This is a genomic window from Thiococcus pfennigii, assembly GCF_016583835.1.
Classification (GTDB): Bacteria; Pseudomonadota; Gammaproteobacteria; order Chromatiales; family Chromatiaceae; genus Thiococcus; species Thiococcus pfennigii.
The window spans coordinates 1-608 of record NZ_NRRW01000155.1; the positions used below are offsets into that span (position 1 = coordinate 1).

Below are 608 nucleotides of genomic sequence, written 5' to 3' on the forward strand. Positions count from 1 at the left end.
TAGTCTTGCTCATGAGTCAATCCTTCGAATGGGTCGGTTGCACCTCTAACAACCAATATAGACCGCTTTCCCGGGAATCGCCAGAAAAATTCTGGGGATCATGTGGTTACGCGGCCTGCGTTGCGCCGGCTACAAATCCATGCCCGGAAACAGGTCGCGCAGCTCGCGTTCCTGGATGAAGAGATAGCGCAGGGTCTGGGCCTCGCTGCTGTGGCCGTAGGCGATCATCAGCAACGGCAGTGAGGCGTCGTTGCGCTTGCGCTGCTGATAGCCCCAGGTCTTGCGCAGCGAGTGCGAGCCTTAGCGCCCGTGCAGGCCGATCTCCCGGCACCCGGTCCTGACTATCCGGTTGACGGGCGAGACGCTCAAAGGGCCGTCGCAGCGGCAGGACAGGAAGCGAGATACGGGGTCAACTCTTGCAATCATGTGCAATCACGCAATGCGCGATTGCAAGACTTGACCCCGTACGCCCCGTGTAGACGCCGGTGGCGAAGGCCCGAGCCATGGCCTCGTCACGGTTGGGATACCGGCGCGCGAAGCCGGCGAGCGGCTCCGCCAACGCCCGGCGCGGCGCGCGCGGGACCTCGCGCAGCCCTTCCAAGGGCTTG

The 608-nt window shown here is 63.5% G+C and carries 1 pseudogene; it reads right to left on the reverse strand.

Annotated elements, in window-relative coordinates:
- Positions 1 to 409: 409 nt before the first annotated feature.
- A pseudogene (locus CKO41_RS18515) lies at positions 410 to 608 on the reverse strand (hypothetical protein); the annotation flags it as partial.